This is a genomic window from Rhizobium sp. 05L429, from assembly GCF_056397645.1.
In genome coordinates, this window is sequence record NZ_JBFTNV010000036.1 from 21,854 (window position 1) to 38,671 (window position 16,818).

Annotated in this window: 15 protein-coding genes; 5 read left to right on the forward strand and 10 right to left on the reverse strand. The window is 57.5% G+C overall.

What is annotated here, in order from left to right; translation table 11 throughout:
- Positions 1-210: 210 nt before the first annotated feature.
- From AC1DNW_RS28960 to AC1DNW_RS28980, 5 genes are all read right to left on the reverse strand, one after another.
- Positions 211-2,508 (reverse strand): AAA family ATPase, encoded by a 2,298-nt coding sequence (locus AC1DNW_RS28960; RefSeq protein ID WP_477855177.1) that lies wholly within the window; start codon positions 2,506-2,508, stop codon positions 211-213.
- Positions 2,509-3,599: 1,091 nt separating this feature from the next.
- Positions 3,600-5,387, reverse strand: coding sequence for a hypothetical protein (locus tag AC1DNW_RS28965; protein WP_477855178.1), 1,788 nt, complete (start codon positions 5,385-5,387; stop codon positions 3,600-3,602).
- Complete coding sequence (locus AC1DNW_RS28970; RefSeq protein WP_477855179.1) at positions 5,380-7,347, reverse strand: SIR2 family protein; 1,968 nt, start codon at positions 7,345-7,347, stop codon at positions 5,380-5,382. Before AC1DNW_RS28970 ends, AC1DNW_RS28965 begins: the two co-directional genes overlap by 8 nt.
- A 735-nt stretch (positions 7,348-8,082) precedes the next feature.
- Complete coding sequence (locus AC1DNW_RS28975; protein WP_477855180.1) at positions 8,083-8,685, reverse strand: nucleotidyltransferase domain-containing protein; 603 nt, start codon at positions 8,683-8,685, stop codon at positions 8,083-8,085.
- A gap of 108 nt (positions 8,686-8,793) precedes the next feature.
- A complete protein-coding gene (locus tag AC1DNW_RS28980) occupies positions 8,794-9,243 on the reverse strand; it encodes a hypothetical protein (RefSeq protein WP_477855181.1) in 450 nt (149 codons plus the stop codon).
- Between the two features lie 195 nt (positions 9,244-9,438).
- Here AC1DNW_RS28980 and AC1DNW_RS28985 point away from each other — a divergent pair, with 195 nt between their 5' ends.
- Positions 9,439-9,669 carry a hypothetical protein gene (locus tag AC1DNW_RS28985; RefSeq protein WP_477855182.1) on the forward strand — a complete coding sequence of 77 codons (231 nt, stop codon included), beginning with the start codon at positions 9,439-9,441 and terminating at the stop codon, positions 9,667-9,669.
- A gap of 163 nt (positions 9,670-9,832) precedes the next feature.
- Complete coding sequence (locus AC1DNW_RS28990) at positions 9,833-10,075, forward strand: hypothetical protein (RefSeq protein WP_477855183.1); 243 nt, start codon at positions 9,833-9,835, stop codon at positions 10,073-10,075.
- Between the two features lie 96 nt (positions 10,076-10,171).
- Here the strand turns inward: AC1DNW_RS28990 and AC1DNW_RS28995 are convergent, their stop codons facing one another.
- The 3 genes from AC1DNW_RS28995 to AC1DNW_RS29005 all read right to left on the reverse strand — a co-directional run bounded on the left by AC1DNW_RS28995 (position 10,172) and on the right by AC1DNW_RS29005 (position 12,294).
- Complete coding sequence (locus AC1DNW_RS28995; RefSeq protein WP_477855184.1) at positions 10,172-10,702, reverse strand: DUF6998 domain-containing protein; 531 nt, start codon at positions 10,700-10,702, stop codon at positions 10,172-10,174.
- A gap of 1 nt (position 10,703) precedes the next feature.
- Complete coding sequence (locus AC1DNW_RS29000) at positions 10,704-11,771, reverse strand: DUF4062 domain-containing protein (RefSeq protein WP_477855185.1); 1,068 nt, start codon at positions 11,769-11,771, stop codon at positions 10,704-10,706.
- A 148-nt stretch (positions 11,772-11,919) separates the two neighbouring features.
- Positions 11,920-12,294 carry a response regulator gene (locus tag AC1DNW_RS29005; protein WP_477855186.1) on the reverse strand — a complete coding sequence of 125 codons (375 nt, stop codon included), beginning with the start codon at positions 12,292-12,294 and terminating at the stop codon, positions 11,920-11,922.
- 64 nt (positions 12,295-12,358) lie between these two features.
- On the opposite strand from AC1DNW_RS29005, the gene AC1DNW_RS29010 reads away from it, so the two are divergent.
- Positions 12,359-12,703 (forward strand): hypothetical protein, encoded by a 345-nt coding sequence (locus AC1DNW_RS29010; protein WP_477855187.1) that lies wholly within the window; start codon positions 12,359-12,361, stop codon positions 12,701-12,703.
- A gap of 109 nt (positions 12,704-12,812) precedes the next feature.
- Here AC1DNW_RS29010 and AC1DNW_RS29015 read toward each other — a convergent pair whose 3' ends face one another.
- Positions 12,813-13,019 carry a hypothetical protein gene (locus AC1DNW_RS29015; protein WP_477855188.1) on the reverse strand — a complete coding sequence of 69 codons (207 nt, stop codon included), beginning with the start codon at positions 13,017-13,019 and terminating at the stop codon, positions 12,813-12,815.
- 164 nt (positions 13,020-13,183) lie between these two features.
- On the opposite strand from AC1DNW_RS29015, the gene AC1DNW_RS29020 reads away from it, so the two are divergent.
- Both AC1DNW_RS29020 and AC1DNW_RS29025 read left to right on the forward strand, forming a co-directional pair.
- Complete coding sequence (locus AC1DNW_RS29020) at positions 13,184-15,160, forward strand: DNA cytosine methyltransferase (RefSeq protein ID WP_477855189.1); 1,977 nt, start codon at positions 13,184-13,186, stop codon at positions 15,158-15,160.
- Positions 15,161-15,248: 88 nt separating this feature from the next.
- Positions 15,249-16,118: a hypothetical protein gene (locus AC1DNW_RS29025; protein WP_477855190.1), complete on the forward strand. Its 870-nt coding sequence runs from the start codon at positions 15,249-15,251 to the stop codon at positions 16,116-16,118.
- Here the strand turns inward: AC1DNW_RS29025 and AC1DNW_RS29030 are convergent.
- Positions 16,105-16,767 (reverse strand): hypothetical protein, encoded by a 663-nt coding sequence (locus tag AC1DNW_RS29030; RefSeq protein WP_477855191.1) that lies wholly within the window; start codon positions 16,765-16,767, stop codon positions 16,105-16,107. The genes AC1DNW_RS29025 and AC1DNW_RS29030 overlap by 14 nt on opposite strands.
- Between the last annotated feature and the right edge of the window lie 51 nt (positions 16,768-16,818).

Genomic DNA, 16,818 nt, shown 5'->3' on the forward strand with positions numbered 1-16,818 from the left:
CCGCGGGCATTTCGATTTGGGAATGGCTCATCATGAACTCCCTCGAAAAATGCAAACGATGACCGTGCCGCCTCGGAGCGGCCTGCCGTTCAACCTATTCGCAATATTCGAAGGAGCTTGATCATGGGGAACAAAATACGAACATTTAAGAGAAAGTCAACTCCCTACAGGTGCTGTTCGATTGCGATCTTTGGGCTATGTCAGCGCCGTTTACCGACACAGCTTCCTTACGCCCGCGAGATGCTTTGGATCGACGTGCTCCATCATCTCGATCAGCGCAGCGGCCGCGGCGCGTGTCTCCTCCAGGGTCATCGACGAAAATGAAAGGAGATCGTCCAGATTGTCCGAATGGGACTCGATCTGAGCAAGACGCTCGAGCGCGGTCAGCTTGTCGCGGTCAAGTTCTGGATAGTCAGAATAGAGCTTGGCCATCTGCCCGCTCAATCCCGAGCTGCCAGGACATTTGAAGGCAAGAAACACATCCAAGACCCGCCGCATAACGTTAGGTAGCATGTACCCGTGATCGTCGTGGGCGTCGGCCTTATCAATGAAGCGGAGAACATGGCTAAAGAGGAAGTGGTACTCAGAGTCATATTCCCTAAGAAGTTTTGACATCTCCACGATCGTTGATGTTCGCTTCGTCTGACCCTCAGGGATGCTGACGTCGATGAATAGGAATGTCGCAGTCGGATCCTTCCCTTCGGGCGGTCGCGCTTTGCTCTTCCACCCTTTTCGGAATTCGTTCATGCACTGGAGATTGTGGGTCATCACAATAACCTGACCAGCCTTCTCCAGCCTCCCGCGGACAAGCGAGCACGCAAAGTTTAGCGCCTTGGTATCAAGACTGGAGACCGGATCGTCGACCACCACGATGACATCCCTGAGCTTCCGATTTTCGGCCTCGATCGAGGAAATGAAGTATGAGATCGCGATCGCCGTCTTCTCGCCCTCGCTGGGTGTCCCCGTAATTGGCGTTCCGTGCCGGTGAAGCTTATATCCCTGCTCGATCGGGTGGATCGTCAGTTCCCCGTGCCCAAGATAGGAAGCGACAAGCTTGTTGATGACGGTGGCCGCTGGGCCATGTGCGCGAATTTTTTGGCGTAGTTCGGCTGCGCCCAAGGTTAGTTGATCGAGGACCTGACCCTTGGCTTCGATGTCACGCGTCGCAGTCAACAAGTCCTTCAGGTGCCTTTCAAAGTCGCCGCGTGCTTCCAGCAGAAAATGACGCCGGATCGCTATCTCGGCGTCATGTTTGTGCTTGTTAAAGTTGGCTACCGTGTCGTTGTGGGACTTAATCAGCTCATTTATCGCCTGCAACGCTCGCGCCAACAATTTGGCGGATTCGACAACCTCGGCTTCGGAGGACAGTCTTCCMAGGTCTACCGGGGACGCGGGGCGGGCTTGCTTCGCCTCAAGCACTTCCCKAAGGCCGATAAGATTCTTGATCGTCTGCTCGACTGCTTGCTCGACAGCTTTCCGGGCGTCACCGAATCCTTCTCGTACTTCTGAGACAAGGGCGTCCCTGGAGGGGATGGCTCTTTCGATGCGCGAGAGCGTTGACAGCAGATCTTCTAGCCGATCCGAAGTCCTGGCGAGGCGCGCGATGAACTCGTCTACTCGGTCATCGAGCGCTGCATCCAGTTGAGTCCGCCTGTCGCTCGAGACCAAGTTACCGCAGTACAAGCATTTCTCGATGTCGTTGGCCCTATGGAATTCGTGGCCCTGCTTCAGCCACATCAGCATGGCCGGGAAACGTTCCACCTCATCAAGCGCGATTTTCGCGAGCGACTGCGCGCAAATCTCCGAAATGAATCTATAAGCGACACCGATGCTTGCTTCGTCGAATGCGATCGGCTCGATTGCCGGCATCGGCTCCTCAAGTCGACGGGTATCTTCCGCCGCCCGCAGTTCTTCCTCCGTCAAGCCGACGCCGGCATCGTCCTTCCAGGACTCATAATCTTTGCTAAGAGCGGGCGCCTCGTATTTTCGGCTGCCTAGATGAAGATGTGATGCAACAGCCTTCGCTCGCTCTCGCTTGAACGTTGCGAAATTCTTTTCTGCGGCCTTTTCGGTCGCAAGCGCCAGCGTCCGCGCTGTCTCGGTCTTTGTGATCTCGTCTTCAATGCGTGTGAGCTCGGCAGCGGCTCCTGCTTGCTCGGCGCCAATGTAGAAGACCGGGTTGGCGAGGCCGGCGCTCCATTGCAGGTTCTGCTCGATGTAGTCCGCGTTGAATACCAAAACGCGTTTTTCGAGGCCTGACGAGTTCGACGGATGTCCATAGACTGCGCCGTCATCGAGCGAGACCTCGTAAGAGCAGCCTTCTGGAAGCCGCGGATGCTGCGCGCCGGCCTGCAGGCTTGAGAACAAGCGCGATAGCGTGCTCTTACCCGAGCCGTTGAAACCGTAAATCAGATTGTATTGACGGAGATTGAGCGACGGAGATCGGGCGTTGCGGTCAGCATGGATTCCCATGCCTTGCATCGATCGAATGTTCGTGATGATCCCCATTGCACCAACTCACAATACAACCGAGTTTTTGTCAACAATATGCGACGCTTTGTTTACATTGAATCGACAAGTAGAAGTCAAAATCCACCCAATCTCTTTTCGAATTCGGTAGATATTGCCTACGCTTAAACCTAACGAACTGTCGGAAGACACTCGTTTCTCCGACTATGCATGGCAGCGAAGAACGCCTAGATTCCCCATCATCTGTTGGAGCTTTAAATCCGCATTCCTTCAACTTTATAGTGAATGTGAAAGTAGTCCTATGTCTCATTTACCTGGGTAAACAGATGAGGTCGATTCTGCTTGCAGTTCTGACTTCGATCAGCGGGTCAGCTTGCGCTGCCAGCATGGACGACCATTTCGATGGCGCGAAGGTCGACGCCTCGAAATGGACGACCCAACAAGTTCTTTCGCGTCAGATCGAATTCACCAAGCCTGGCCGATGCGGGGGCGCCGCCATCGACATTGTCACGAAGGACAGCGACGACGACTGGAATGCGAGGACCACTGCCAGAGGGCCGAGTTGCGGACGGTCAAGAAGGTGTGGCCCACCTATGGCGATGATGTGTGGTTTTCGTTCAGCTTCAAGATAACCGGCGACGTACCCTCCGTAGGGAGTGCGAGATCCGTCATCGGACAATGGAAGGGGCCGGGCGACATGCGACTTACAGGATGACGGGCCAACTCATCGCCGTGTCGTTGGAGTCGGCGTCGCGAAACGCGCCGAGGAAGCATCCGCTCCCGCACTCGATCTGGGTCATGACTTAGAATTGATCGGCGTCGATTGTTCCCTCGGAGCAACCGGGGACCAAAACGATTTCGCAGAAGCTCTTCGGAGCTACGCCGCTCTCGGTCACCGTCAAGTGCACGCCTCTTTCAGGTCGAAGCCGAGGATGCGGCGTCCGCCTAGTGGGCGATCAATGACGAGGTGGCACCGATTTAGTATTCCCCAACGTCGAGGGTGGGAATTCTGCGGCCGAATCGCCTTGTTCGAGCGTCCGGCCGAGACCGATGAAATATTGGCGGCGGCTGGAATGCGGTTCTAGGTGGGAGCGAGCCGCGCTTTGCCGCCCGCATTTGCTCGCGAGCCATCAAGCTATTCCGTGCGCCGCAAGATGCTGTACCCAATTCCTGTAGCGATTGTCGTCTGCCAAGTCGGGAGTGGCAGCGACGATACGGTCCAAGATYCCTTTCGCTTTGCGCTCGACATACGAGGGCTGATTCCGCTGAACGAACTTGTCCATCAGCTCGAGGGCGGAATGGGGGTGGCGATCAGGATGAGGCGAATTCTGGAGATCATGAATTAGTCTACTCGCAACGCCCGCGACGGCGAACTCGCATACGAGCTTCACCGCCTCCGGAAAAGCATCCGAAGTGGCGATCGCTGCAATCGCGAACTCTTCGGCGATATCTGTCGACCTCATTGCCATCTCTTCTGGCCAGACGCGCTTTAGCCACGGCGCGATCCTTTCCCTCCACTTGACGTCGGCGTTGCCTTCGAAAGGCTCCTCGTCCGCTTCCGCGGCGGCGTCGGCGTCGTCCTCCACCATGTAACCAGCTACCCATGCCGCAGCGCTGTGTCGGAGTTCCGGCTGCATCTCGCGGATCGCCTTGCGAACGTCCTCTCGCTTAAGATCGTCTTGCCCGAATACCACCCCGGCAAGCATGAGCGTCTGGGCGATGTTCCGGCCATAGTCCTCCATCCGTTCCAACCGATCTCGTCGAAAGAGCTGCAGGAATGGCGATTTTAGGATTGACCAAAGTTGGGGATCGAGCCGTGCCTGCCAACCATAACCCTGCCAGGCGGCGATGGATTCCTCCTCCTGGGACCAGTTGAAGGAAGGCAGCAAGACCTTGGCAGTCCAGACGGGGTCTATAGCGTTCAGATACGAGATCCTGCTCGCTCCAATAACGCGCGCCGCGCGGTTGCGGACCCGACCCGGTGACATCAGTCGGTCGGCTCGTTCTAACAAGTCAGGCGGAATCCCATCACCCACATAGAGCTTCCTGGCGAACAGCCCGTTTATGAAAGCAGTGGCAAGGCTGCCGATAGGACGATTTAAAGCTTGGCCGACCCAATCGTCGGGTGCCTCTTCCTCTCCATCCGGCAGATCTTCCAGCGTAAGGAGAATGCGGTCGAAAAGATTCCAAAAACCGGAGGGTACCGGCGTATCGAAGAACGTGCCGCTTCTCGCTTCCAACATGTCCGCGGCGCTGCGCTGGAACTCCGCTTTTTGATAGAGGCTGTCTGGTGCGCTAACTAACAGCTCAAGCATCTTATTCAACTGAGACCGGGATGCTGACGAGTCCCTAAGTCCCCAGTTGGCATACTCCCATACGTCCGCGGTGCCCGGCTCGGGTATCGTTATGAGCAGTGCCAACAAGTCGAGAGCGCGGCCAGGATCCTTGATGACGAATGCGCGCCATGCTTCTAGGAAGCCATCGTCTTTTTTCGGTTGCTCGACGAGGCGTTCGAGCAATTCCTCGTCGGTCATCACGGCCAACCCGTCGACGCTGTATTCGCTGTCTCGTCCCCAGCCCACGCTAAACCAGGTCCCAAAGTGCGCCTGCTCCCCTGGGGCAGCCTGCCATTTTGGGTATTTGTCGCGAAGATCCGCCATCTTCAGCTTCAGACCGTCGGTAAGGTCGACGTCCTGGATGCGCTCCAGGACTGCAATGCGATCGAAAATCCRCCGGTCCCTGGAGGCTTCTCGCTGCTCCGGAGCGATCTGGCTGAACAGTTCTTCCGGCGGCCCCGCGAGGAGTTCGTCTGCGAGGATGCTCCTCATATCTCCGTCCGAAGTTTTCCAGAGGTTGACCAGGAGGTCCATGACCTCCTTGCGGAAGCTCGAATGCCAGAGAGCGGGAAAGCTAGCCATCGCGTAGCACCTCCAGCTTTTCCACCGCGCTGAAATGACTGCTGTGTCCAACAGCGGCGATCACCAATCTTCGGAAACCGGGATACCGGATGCGGCGCCATCTTTGGATCCAGTACCGACTGTCGTCTTCGGACGCCGCGTCCACCGCCATCCAGCCTTTCCATATGAAGTCGTAAATTCTTTGCCACCCGCGTCGTCGACCGTTCTGCGCGTGTGGAACAATCGAAGGGCGTCCGAGCACTGTTGGGTCAGAGTTCTCGTCCGCGCTACCGGCGATCGAGTACAGGGTGAGCACTTCCAGAAGGAGATCTGTGAGCCAATCCAACCCCTCGCTCCAGAACTGCTGCGCGGTCGGGGACTCGTCGAGTTGATCTAGGACGCGACCGACTTCGTCGCAGGAATAAACCACTTCCGCGTCGACGATCGTCTTTATGTTGTTTTCATCCACGAGGTCTCCATTCACAAGCCGATAATTTGCTTGGAGCCGCAAGGATGGTCGCAAGGCAGCTTTCAATTCCGCTAGGAACCAACTCGAGTTCATGAACGATTGAGCGTCATCGGCCAGATATGACCAGGCGAATGCCTCGTGTGTGTTTCGCGCCCATTCGCCTTCACCGGACACAATACGCCAAAAAGCCGCGAATCCTGGGGCGATTGTCGCCGACCCAGCGAGCGTGTCGTGAATTAGGTATCGCAAGTGAGGATGAGGTCGCCGCCTCAGGCCCAGTTTCTTCAAGGTCCACGATACAAGCCACTCGCTTTGCAGATGCTGGCAAAACCAGCGCGCTAGGTGCAAGCTGACGTCGCCCAACGGCTCCAATTTCATCGAACCGGTTTCATGCGGAAACAAAGCTTCGACGTGTAGCTGTGGCGCCATCGGAGGTACTCGAGCTTCCTTGACTGCCAAGCCGATGTCTTGTGTGTACGCTTGCTGTACTTGCGTATCTCGCTCCTCGAACTGCGCCAACCATTCAACTGGCGCAGGCGGAGCGAGGTCGGCGAAGAAACGCGCGCCTATCCCCTGGCCCGGCTGGGAGCATACCGCCCACACAAGGTTCGAACTCGTGCTCGGCGTCAACGCGCTCGGAAGTCGTGCGCCGTTGCGTCTGACGATGCTGCCAATGCTTGCCAGATAGTCGGTTCTCGCCTTCGCCCATTCGAGAAGCGTGTTCTTGAGTGCCCGGTGATTGTACGCTTCGCGGTAGAAAATCGGTTCGAGCTGTCTCTGCCGGAAGTTTTTCGGATCCGGCGGCTGCGCGCCTTTATGGGGTACGAAGATATAGGCGGGCGATCTTTTGAACCCACGCCTCGTGCTGGCGTCCTCGGCAGCGAAGGCATCGGTCATATACCGGAGAACCGGATCGTTCAAACTATACCCGATGAAGAGCACGGTGAATTCAGCGAAAAGGCGTGCGACGAACCGCGCCGCCCACGCGTCGGTCAGATACGCCCGTCCGAAGTCCGCGCTTGTTAGAACCAGATGATGATTGCCCTCGCCTGGCTGCAGACGTCCGTGGAGGTAGACTATGCTTCGCCAACTGACGCTATGGTCGTTGCGGGGTATGGGAAGGATAGGCGCCGAATGAAAGTCGACGCCGAGCGCCATGTTCGCTTCCGCCTGTTCGAAAAAGAGATCGAAGTTCGTCGTGACAAGCCTGTAGCCATCCGTGGAGTTCCGCAGTTTTGCCAATTTCAATAGAGCCCGATGCATTGCGAGGTCGGTGGCAGGACGATTGAGCCGGTCGACGACCTTCTGCCGCATTTGATCGGGGAAATCGCTTTCCAGCGATCCAAGCATACGGTCCGGCCACCCCCATATCGGGTCCTTCTTTGCGGGAACCGGCACGCTAAGTTCTTCGTAGCAATATTCGACTAGGGATCCAAATCCAGGAAGACCTCCGCCTGCCGATATGCCTGCTCCACAGAACAAGACAACCCTGTCCTCCTCAAGCTGCTGCACAAGCTCATCCGKAACGAGAGGGCCGTTGACTACGAAACGCGGCATGGTTTGACTCTGCGGCAAGTTACAGGAAAGGATTCGACTACAGCGTGCACTGATTCCTATGTTGCATCTAGCGCGCTGGCAACAGCTTGAAACACCTGTCCACGGCAGGATTCACGGTCTTGAAACCGGGCGAAATTGCTTCCTGGCCCTCAGGTTTAAACTGACTCTCGTCAGCTCCTGCGTTGCCGAATCCCAGCAATTCGCTAGGCTGGGCGTTGGGATGAAAGGGGAGAGCGAATGTCAGTGGAAGACGACCGCGGCTATCGACGGCCAGATAACGGCGAGCTTCGGAGTCGCGACGGTCGGTGGGATCCGTGACCAAATGAAGCTCTCCATCGACCGCGCGGACCAGGCTCTTTACTCCGCGAAAGGAAATGGTCGAAATCTAGTGATGGTAGCCGATGTCGACCAATCGATCGCGCCGGGGGCACCACCTTCTCTGCGCTCGATCGCATGACTGGGTTGGTCAGATCGCCAGGTTGCCTGAACCGCGGAGCGCGACGTGGAAAAGGCCCTGGCGAGGGACGCACGAGGGCCTTTTAGTCAGGTCTTTCTGAACCTGACCGACGTCGCATAGGGCGTTGCAGAGGTGGCCACCAAAGAGACGCGACGTGTAGGAAATGATTCCGGCGTCCGATGCCGAACCGGGAAACTCAAACGCCTTCTTGCGGGAGTCTTCGATCCGAGTACCTACTCTACCGAACCCGTGCTGGGTTCCGCTCCAGACTGCAAAGGCACTTCCCCAATGAGCATGATTTTCGGCTGGCCCAGGATTGCTTCGACGACACGATCTGTCTTCAACACCACCCACTCCGCAGGCGAATACAGATTGAGATCGAGCTTACGACCCAACCTATCCTCGACATGCTCGATGGTTTCGCCAAGTTCGAAGGCGTCGAGGCGCCCGACGACCATTAAATCCACGTCGCTGTCGGCCCGATCGGTCCCCCGCGCGATCGAGCCGAACACGAAAGCTAGACTAATCCGGTCACGGAAGGGGACGAGCTCGTGGGCAATAGTTTCGCCCAGTCCGAATGTCTTGATGCAGATTGATCGGAGTTCCGGAAATACCGGATGCCGAACATTGATCGAATAGAGGCGTTGATTGCCTCGTGCAGTCTTCAAGACGATGCCCGAGAGTTCGAACTGATCGAGAACTCGTTTGCCGGCGCCGTTTCCTGAGCCGCCCACCGCAATGAGTTCATTCGAGCCGTACTGGCGCTCAGGATTGAGCAGAAGCGCAGCCAGCATCTTCTGTTGGCGCCGTGAAAGTAGGAAATCGACCAGAGACATGACGCACCTAATGCTGGTTCGAACGCACCATTAATGGGTGCGAAGGAGTGTGTCCAGTGAGCTGTCTCGCGACCAGGAACATGCCTCTTCCAACAGGGGTTCCGCTAGTTAAGCGACCGCGACCTCCTTGCCGTGGAACTTATCCCGGAACTCCGTCGCCCGCTTCTTGTCGGGCGAAGTGACGATGACGAAGCGGCGACTGCCTGCCGCCGTCTCCTGATGTGCGAGGTCGATCATCCAGATCGTGTTCGCCGACCCTTCAGTGATTTCAATCAGTTTCTCCATCACTGGATCGTCTTCGTCATCGACCACGAAGGTGGTCTCATAGGCGAACGTTTCCTGCGTCGGGGATCCTTTGATCTGCTCGCGAAACCAGTCCCAGGCATTATCGAAATCGACGGGAAACGGCGGGAGTTCCATATTCACCTGCACGACGTCCCGCGCGAAGATGACTTCCCCATCGTAGAAGGCGTGCATTCCAAGGAAATATTCGGGTAGCTCCATATGTTCTGAAAGGGCGTCGCGCAGGGTCTTCAAGTTCGAGGTCGTGTGGAACATGCCGTTCTCCGTGTGGAGTTTCTAAAATAGGTCTCCGCGGAGGACCGACCAGTCGCCATCAATCGCCTATCTCCCAGTGGTGTCGGACGGCTTCAGGTAGGATGCCTCGGCGGGACGGCCGCAGGTTAGCGACGCTCGCCACTAAGCGGAACTCGGACCTGCTGCCGGAGTTCTTCCTCTGGAAGGAGAACCGCAATGACGACGAATTCGATCCCCAGCTCCGACAAATTGCCGCCCATTTCCCTGAACGAAGGCACGCAAAACGACGAGCTTCCCGAAACCAACGTGGACGACCGCCGCGCTCCGCCGGTAAATATGGGCAACTCCCGCCAATCCGGCGAAGGCGTGACGGACTTCGATCCGAAGACCGGCCGCGCCGACGCGAGGGGTCACATCCCTGTCCCCCAGACCGCCAACCGGGAATGACGAACGTGGACCGAGATAAGGACCACCTTAGTACCGACGAGTTGCAAGCCGACGATGAGATGTCGCCGCGACCGGCCCGCGACGACCGGACGGTTAGAACTCCTGACGAGGAAGGTGACGACAATAAGCCACCTCGCCCCGCAGTCTCGGAGTGAACCGACAAATGCCAGGACCATTCACGTCTATCAGCATTTTCGCTTTCGATCTCAACGAAAGGGGGCAGCCTCTTCAAGTCTGGGAGACCGTCGTCGACGGGACAGAAGCGGAAGCGATTGAAGAAGCGAAGGAGCTCGCCAAAGGACATGCGGGCGCGATCGTGACCAAGCGCGAGGGGCGACCGGCAGTAGGAGAGGAAGGTGACCCGATCATAATTTTCCAGATCGGGCGGATCGGGGACTTCGACTAACTGGGCGCGCAGGCAGCTCCCGCTTTCCATGTCGAATGTTGAAGCACCTCCACCCTCGGAGACCGCGCGCCTTCGCCGCGTGTCGTCGCTCGCCGGTCACGAGTTGCAAGCTTGATTTGGGATGCTCTGGCGCTYAGGATCCGGAATGTCTCCAGTTGGATTCCGTTCGATTATCGCGAGCCGGTCCCCCTCGGTCACCGTCCTGTTCAACAAGCGAATCTTTCGCGGCGAGACAGGGCGCTGGTTCGTCCAAGTGTCCGGCATTCCCTGGAGCGCGACGTGCTCCGGCCCATTGAAGACGATCTCGCCCGCGAGCTTTTCAAAGTCGAACTCGATGAAAATCAGGTGGTCGGCCCGCGCGTCGACCTTTCTGAAGACCGGACCTCGTCCAGTTCCTGTCGCCTTGACCTGGACCGAGCGACCGTCGGGAGCGTGGCCGTCGATCCCGGTGCCACCACCCGGCCTGAGCGTCAGCCCGAAAAGCTCAGCGGCTACGGCCTCGCCTATGTCGCCGACGAGCTTTCCGTCGAGGGTGAATGACAGCCCAGGGACGTTATAGTGACCCCGCACGCGGTCACGGGCGAGGAGAAGTTCGGCGATGACGGGTGGCAACACAAATCTGGTCATGTCAGGTATCCAAAGATTCTTCCCATTCCGCCCCCATGACCCAGGAGAGCGCTGACATGCGCCCGCTTAACAGGCCCCATTCGAAATCGTCCCATCCCAGGTTCTTCTTTCCATACTTTCGCTCGATGCGGCGAGCAGCTTTCTTCGCCGTCGCCAGTATCGTCTCCTGCCCTGGCTTTAGGGGTTCGGTGCCGTTGGCAATCCGGAAGAGCCGGTTCTGGTGGCGGTTCCACCAGACCTTGTCCCAGAACTCATTGTAGGCCGCAAGGATCGCGGCGTCGTTCCGGCGAAGGACGATCGGCCAGAACTCCCCTTCGACTTCATCAGAGGGTATCCACTCAACCTTGTCGCCCTCGTCCGTATAGCCGATCGCGTGTCCGTTGGGTCCCTTCTCGCCAGCCCGCACCGGGTCGTGAGTCTGTGCCTTCGTCCGGGTGATCCCGGATATGGTCTGTCGAAACTGATCGGCTTCGGCGGGATCGATGCCCGCAGCCTTCAGAGCGATCATCATCTCCGTCATCTCACGCGCTTTCGACGCTCTACGCGGCGTCGGCGGGGGCTGGTGCACTGTCCTCACCAAGCTGGTGAGGTGCTTGAAGAGCTGATGGTTTAGGTCACCCGGCGTGGCGAACGAACCTGTCAGCGACCCCTTGTAGGTGGCTGTCTGAAAGTCCTTCAGATTGCCGAGTTGGGTGACGTCGATGGCCGACGGGCTGATCGGGCGTTCGGAGAAGTAGATCATCGCAGGCTTGCCCGCAGCGACGAAGCGGTCGATCTCCTCGACCGTGCCGGATACGGCAACTCCGGTGTTCGTGCCAAGCCGGGTCCAGAAGAGGCCGACGAGGATGTCGCCGCCGTCGACTATCTGCTGATTGATGACGGCCTGTGGACGTTGATTGGCGACCGGAAAGACGCTCGTCTCCCATCGAACCGGAAGAAGGACGACGCCTTCTGCTTCCGCATGGATCGCGTTCCATTCGCCGATGGCGGCTTCGGCGGCGTCGCGCTCCTCTTTAAGATCGGAAGGCGATGCGATGAGCACTTTCATAGTCGTGGAAGCGAATGTCATGTCGGATCCCCGGATACCCATTGAATCCATGACAGATGGTCAGGTCCTCTTCCAGCCTGCTAAGGATTCGGGGTCACTTCAGCTTAGGTTTTCAACGGATTTATACGGGGCGCCGGAGCCGGGTGAAGAGGAGAGTTTTCGCCTGGTTTCAAACTCCCAATCGCTTGCGCCATTCGATCGCCTCTCCAACGACCGTCGCCGCAGGCTCCCGAATGTCGACCCACTTTGCCCAGGTGATCAATCCCGTTTCCGGAAAGCTCTGGCTGTAGCAGATGCGGCCGCTTCCTCGATGAAACGCCGCGAAGACGACTTGCTCGTTGAAGACGCCGTCGGCGTCGGAGGTGTCGACGACGACGAGATGAGCCTGATACCGGTTCATGATTTCGATGGTTTCGGTGGCCGAGCTTGCGGTGAAGACGGCCGCCCCGGCATTTCCGAGAGCGGATTCCAGTCGACGGACCACGGCCGGCCTATGCTGAACGACAACGATGAATCCCTCGAGAGGCGACGCCGCGATCGTCATGCGGCCCACCTGATTGCGCCGGTGTCGGATCGCCTTGATGCTGATATCGAACAGGAGACGATCGATGAGAAAGCCGCCGCAGACCCAACAGGAATCCGTGCTGGATGCAATGGAGCTCGCTTTGGACCGGGGAGCATTTCCATGTCTCCGCTCGTTCATAGACGACTACGGACGCGATTTCCTCGATAACCCGTCCACGAGCATACGAGAACGCTTCTCCGCTCTTCAGGTCGCGAGCGACGAGGGGACCGCGTACGAAAATGTTTACGGCCGGTACTCGCTTCTGAAGATCGACCATCCCTTCAATCGCGAGCTCGCCGCGAAAGGCATCGTCGAGACGCCGGCCAGGCAGTTGATTCATCAGCTCTTGCGACCGGAATTGCCTGAGGTTGGATTGCTCTCGGCATGAGCTCGGGCGGCATTCCTGGCCTCGGCGACTGTTTCGAATGAATCGACGAAGCCGGAAGGCCCATAGAGCAGGCAAAGGACAGGCCGTCCTTTCAGCTTGAAGACGACGATCACATAGCCATCAGGGCAGCCGTCAAAACAAGCTCGACCACGTCCCATTCTTCAGGCTCGTCGAACTTGGTTTCCTCATCGTAGCCGTCGCCTTCGAAAGCTGGGAAACTGTCGTCGTGCGGCAAGCCACACGGCCTGTCCAGGTTCTGAAGGTAGACTGTGAATGCTTCGCTGTCTTTGACAGCGCGAATGATAGGAGGCGTCATGGTATGGTCCCCTGTTGCGCTCCTCCATAGCGATCGGAATACTTCCGGAGCGTTAACGAAGATAACCGCCTCGAATCCTTTGAGATCGCTCACATTTTACCAATCCGCTTACCGGCAATGAAAGATCCGATGTCGTATGGACGTCCCGAACAGGGACACTTCAAATGGCTGACATCGACGCAAAGGCGCTGGCACTTTCTGCAGCTCGCAACCGGATCCTTCAGCTCCAGGAGCAGATGACCGACAAGGTCCTCCAGATGGCGGCCGAGGTCGAGAAGTTGATGGAAGTCGTACCGTTGCCTGAGGCGAAAGCCTTCCTCAAAGCGCGATGCAATCTGCCTTCGACCGAACTGTCGACCTACATAGGATTCGCCAAGACTTTGAAGGGATCGGAGATAGTACTTCGGGAGGCGCGCGCATCCTTTCCCGTGGTGAAGGCTCTCGTGGCCACGGACGAGATCGTTCGGACGGAGATCCTGGAGCGCATGGAGATCGGGGCCCAGGTCGATACAAAGGACATCGTCTCGATCGGCCGAAAGCTCGCGGCGGCGAAGTTGACGCCCAAGGAGGCCCTGGCGGCCTATCAGAGGAAAGTTCTTACCGCGGCCGCACGGAAGCGGTCGAAGGATTCCCTTTCTGCGTTTAAGGCCGAGGTCACGACATTCGTCGACGTCCTGCGTCGGCTTTGGCTAGAGCTCGTTCCCGAGAGCGACGAGCTTCGCGCAGGACTTCGCCACCGGGCGGGACAACTGCTCACGACGTTCGAATCCCTATATGGCGCCGAGCATCGCCCGGTCGACGAACTCACTCAAACGTATCGGGAGTACCCGGTAGCCATCGCTCATCACGCTCTCCGTCAGTTCCGCGACGGGCTGTTCGGCCGAGAATTCGGTTACGGCATTATCGCGGGCGACGGCACCACAAAGGCGATCGACGCGCTGCAGCCCTACACTGGAAAGGTTGCCGTCGAGTGGGGCAAGGTCAAAGAGCGGAAGCAGCCKCTCGACGTGGTGGAAGGTCTCCGCCCGCGTGTCCTGGAACTTTGCGCCGGCGGCGGTGGAATGGCCCTGGGATTCGAGCAGGCCGGTTTCCGTCATGTTGCACTGATCGAATACAACAAGAATGCCGTCGCGACGCTGCGGAAGAACCGTCCCGAGTGGAATGTTGTCCAAGCGGACGTCCGGAAGGTCGACTTCACTCAATACCGACGACACCGGATAGACGTTCTGTGCGGCGGCCTTCCCTGCACGCCGTTCTCGACCGTCGGCCAGAAAAAAGGGAAGGACGACGCGAACGATCTGCTGATGGAAGGCGTACGAGCCGTGCGAGAGGCCGAACCCAAGGCTTTCCTCTTCGAGAACGTAGAAGGACTCTTGCATGCGCGGCATGCTGACTACGTCGCGACGCTTCTGAGAAAGCTTTCCAAGGCCGGGTACCAGACGGAAATCCATCGCGTCAACTCGAGGGACTACGGCGTCGCACAGGATCGGTCTCGCATCATGATCGTTGGTTTCCGCAAGAACCTCAAGGGCGCCTTTCGAATGCCACCGAAGTTTCCGGCGATGGCGAAGAACATGGGCGACGTCCTTGCCGAGCTCATGGRCTCGAACGGTTGGAGCGGCGTCAGCGATTGGGTCCGGACGATGCGCGAGCGGCCGGAGTTCGACCGGGCTGGAAAGCAGATCGGAATCGGTGCGTTGTCCGATACGATCCGCGGATATCAGGGCAGCGCTTGGAAGGGTGAAGCTCGCCGTGCGCTGCAGAACGGCGTCTCGTATGCGCCGCCGGCGAAGTCCGCCCCGACGGACGATGAAGCTTCGAAGAAGGGATTTGTCCCCGGTCTTACAAACAGGATGCGCGCCCGGCTGCAGGGATTCCCGGATGCTTGGGAATTCATTGGGGGGCTGGGACCGGTCGCCGATCAGATCGGCAACGCAGTCGCGCCGCCGGTCGGGCGAGCGATGGGGTTGGCGATCTATTCGGCTCTGAAGGGGTTGGAGATCGACTGGGAGGTGATGTCCCTTGGTCGGCCTGTGGGAAGTTCCAATGCCAGAGCGGCTCTGATCCAGATCTCGCCACCACCGCTCGTTTCAGATTTGAAGCCTGACACCATTTGGCAGTCCGAAGCAGAGTCGACGTGATAAATAAGGCGCCGCGAGGAATGCCGATACGAATTTAAGTTTTGGAATTAGCGCGGGACATTTACCGCATCCAATGGAGTAATCAGGCGTGAAACGATCCAGTAATGGCTATTATGTCGCCGCAACCTGCCTGGTAGGCGCAATTGTTGCCACCGTTCTTCCAGCGATTTTTGGAACTGCGCCCGAGGCTGCCGACGGGTTCAAGCGCCTCGGCGACCCATGGCACGATTTCGTTTACAACTATCAAACATTGATTACTGGCGTGGCAGCGGTTGCAGCAGCCTTTCTGACGATCCGACAGATGACCCGGACCGACGAAAGCAGTGAAAGGCGCCATCAGGAATTACTTGCCCTTTCCCATCGTAGCGATCGAATGCGCCTCGAGCGAGCCCTCAATCCTCAATATTCCGATTTGGTTCGTATCTCGTGGGCACTAGACGAAAAACGGTTGGCGGCACCTGACTTCGAGGGAAAGCATGCGGACGAACGGCGGGCAACCTGGCTCTCGGAAGAGATTTTGCCTCATGTCCAGGAAATTATCGGGATCATCGACAGAAAACAGCTTCGCGATGGAGAATTCCTTTTTGGAGGCGTCCTATCAGCTCGACTGCTCGTCTTGAATGAGGCAGTGAARGCTCTGGCGTCGAGGCTTACTTATCACAAAGGGATAGTTACCGACCCCCACGAGAGCGAGGATCTGTTCATGGATTACACTCAGTATATGCATGACAAATTTCTCGACGAGAAGAGCATTATTTTCGCTCAGGCGGCAGCACTGTCAGATGTTTTGCCTTTGGTAATCCGTGAAATCGAGAAACTCGCCAAAGAACTCGAGATCAGACTTGGACTCGTTGACTCCGATGGCTCAATAAAACCCCTGCAGCGAAGGGCGAAAACTTTCGCCGTCATCGGCTCCGATGCGCCATCTTCCGTGGGCTACGAACTCATTTCGAGATGATTTTAACGAAAGTGGTCAGTTTCGATAATGCGCTTGCCAAGCGCGAAAGGAGTTCGCACCCAAGAACTGCGTGGCAGGTTATGTAGGCAACCCAGTCACTCCGGTTCCTTTTTTTGCATTCGTGGAATTGATCGACAAGCAGGAACGGATCGGGTGTACCTCTTCGGCTCGAGGAAAGAGATTTGCCAGAAGGTTTTCTGACCGTGTTGCCATCGACAACCGCCGCTTCAACGGTCTCGGCGCGGCGGGCAGCCCTTTTGTCCAGGGTCATTAAGAATTCCTCGACGTAGTCGAGAACGACAGTTGCTTGAACCAGGCGCCATGCAAGTTGCTCGCTCAGGCGGATCGACGTTTCGGCATATTCGCCTTCTTGCTGCGTAACGTCCGATTCGTAGTCATTGATCCATAGTGGCCAAGGAATCTCAAAAGCAGAACCCGCCCCAAAATTCTCGCGCCATCTCTTCAAGGTGGGCACGTGCGTTTCGTCCGCGAAATCTAAAAATTGAAGGACATAGACAACAAGCTGACGCGCGTGGTCGTCGATCCGGCGAATTGCGGCAAGTTGTTCTGCAGAGAAGTCGCGACGAAATCGCACTATTGAAAAATGATACTCGCGCAAGGCCGCATCGAAGCGATCTATGTTGTTCATTTACTCCCCCGGTCTGCAACTTTATAGCAACGAAACCTACAGCTAGAGAAG

Excerpts from the sequence above, each read along its gene's own strand:
- AC1DNW_RS28975 (WP_477855180.1), bottom strand. The coding sequence starts at position 8,685 with ATGTCTCTGGTCGATTTCCTACTTTCACGGCGCCAACAGAAGATGCTG.
- AC1DNW_RS28980 (WP_477855181.1), bottom strand. The coding sequence starts at position 9,243 with ATGTTCCACACGACCTCGAACTTGAAGACCCTGCGCGACGCCCTTTCA.
- AC1DNW_RS28985 (WP_477855182.1), top strand. The coding sequence starts at position 9,439 with ATGACGACGAATTCGATCCCCAGCTCCGACAAATTGCCGCCCATTTCC.
- AC1DNW_RS28990 (WP_477855183.1), top strand. The coding sequence starts at position 9,833 with ATGCCAGGACCATTCACGTCTATCAGCATTTTCGCTTTCGATCTCAAC.
- AC1DNW_RS29000 (WP_477855185.1), bottom strand. The coding sequence starts at position 11,771 with ATGACATTCGCTTCCACGACTATGAAAGTGCTCATCGCATCGCCTTCC.
- AC1DNW_RS29005 (WP_477855186.1), bottom strand. The coding sequence starts at position 12,294 with ATGACGATCGCGGCGTCGCCTCTCGAGGGATTCATCGTTGTCGTTCAG.
- AC1DNW_RS29010 (WP_477855187.1), top strand. The coding sequence starts at position 12,359 with ATGAGAAAGCCGCCGCAGACCCAACAGGAATCCGTGCTGGATGCAATG.
- AC1DNW_RS29015 (WP_477855188.1), bottom strand. The coding sequence starts at position 13,019 with ATGACGCCTCCTATCATTCGCGCTGTCAAAGACAGCGAAGCATTCACA.
- AC1DNW_RS29030 (WP_477855191.1), bottom strand. The coding sequence starts at position 16,767 with ATGAACAACATAGATCGCTTCGATGCGGCCTTGCGCGAGTATCATTTT.